Genomic DNA, 1,741 nt, shown 5'->3' with positions numbered 1-1,741 from the left:
CCAGCGGCGACTTCGCCACGGCGCTCGGCTACGGCGCGGAAGCCAGCAACACCCGCAGCACGGCGGTGGGCATCTCGGCGCTGGCCAGCGGCAGCGCCAGCGTGGCGCTGGGCAACAGCGCGCAGGCGACCGGCCTCAACGGCACCGCGCTGGGCGGCAGCACCCGGGCCACGGCCGACAACACCACCGCGGTCGGCCAGTTCGCCTGGGCGACCTCGACCGGCTCGACCGCGATCGGCCGCGATACGTTCGCCTATGGCGGAATCAACGCCACCGCGGTGGGCCTGAGCGCCTGGGCCAACGGCACCAGCAGCGTGGCGCTGGGCGCGGGTTCGCGCGCGACCGAGGAGAACGTGGTGTCGGTAGGCAACGGCACCGGTTCGGGCGGGCACCCGGCGACGCGGCGGATCGTCAACGTCAGCGACGGCGTCGACGACAACGATGCCGTGAACCTGGCGCAGCTGGAGGCGGTGACCTCGAGCACGCAGTATTTCCAGGCCACCGGCGACGGCCAGGCCTACGCCGACGGGATCGAGGCGACCGCGTCGGGGTCGAACGCGACCGCCGCCGGCGACTACTCGACCGCGAACGGCTCGGCGAGCTACGCCGGCGATCTGGGCGCCTCCTCGTTCGGCAGCGGCGCGTTCGCGCTGGCCGAGAACGCCACCGCGGTCGGCTTCAACTCGGTGGCGGACGCCGCCAGCGCCGTCGCGTTGGGCGCGATGGCGCAGGCCAGCGGCGAGTACGCGGTGGCCCTGGGCGCCGAGAGCCTGGCCACGGGTGAACTGGCCACCGCGACCGGCGCGGGGGCCGTCGCCAGCGGCGATGGCAGCCTGGCTTCCGGCGCATTGGCCGACGCTTCGGGGACCGAGGCGACGGCGGTCGGCTTCTATGCCGATGCCGCCGGCGAGGGCGCCACGGCGGTCGGTGCCGAGAGCAGCGCAGGCGGCGACGACTCGGCCGCGTTCGGCTTCCTGTCCGACGCCAGCGGCGATTTCGCCACGGCGGTCGGCGGCTACGCCGCCGCGTCCGGCTTCAACAGCACCGCGCTGGGCAACTTCAGCGAGGCCTCGGGCTCCAACAGCCTGGCGGTGGGCTCGGACAGCGTGGCCGGCGGCGACGACAGCGTCGCGGTGGGCCAGGGTTCCCAGGCGAGCGGCTTCAACAGCGTGGCGGTGGGCGGCAGCTTGTTCGGCCTTCTCCCGACCGAAGCATCGGGCGACTTCTCGACCGCGGTGGGCGGCGGCGCCTGGACTCCCGGCACCAACGCCACTGCGGTGGGCAACCTCTCGACGGCCAGTGGCGCCGACAGCCTGGCCCTGGGCTCGGATTCGGAAGCTTCGGCCGCGGGGAGCGTGGCGCTGGGCCAGGGCTCGGTCGCCGACCGCGAGAACACGGTGTCGGTGGGCGATGCCGGGGCCGAGCGGCAGATCGCCAATGTGGCGGCAGGCACCGAAGGCACCGACGCGGTGAACCTCGACCAGCTGGCCGAGGCGACCCAGTACAACCAGTATTTCAAGGCCACCGGCGAGGGCGAGGCCTATGCGGACGGGATCGAGGCGACCGCCTCGGGTTCGGACGCCTATGCCGAGGGCGACTATTCGACCGCCAACGGTTCGGCCAGCTACGCGGCCGGCACCGGTTCTTCGGCGTTCGGCAGCGGCGCGCAGGCCTGGGGCCAGTACGCCACGGCATCGGGCTACAACGCGGTGGCCGAGGGCGACAGCAGCACCGCGGTGGG

Annotated in this window: 1 pseudogene; it reads left to right on the top strand. The window is 73.7% G+C overall.

Annotated features, from left to right (window positions below):
* Positions 1 to 1,741 (top strand): annotated as a pseudogene (locus QFW77_RS10930) (ESPR-type extended signal peptide-containing protein); the annotation flags it as partial.

It is taken from the genome of Luteimonas endophytica, assembly GCF_029887875.1.
GTDB classification, from domain to species: Bacteria; Pseudomonadota; Gammaproteobacteria; order Xanthomonadales; family Xanthomonadaceae; genus Luteimonas; species Luteimonas endophytica.
Note: the sequence above shows the minus strand (reverse complement) of the source record. Positions and strands in the feature narration are given on the sequence as shown.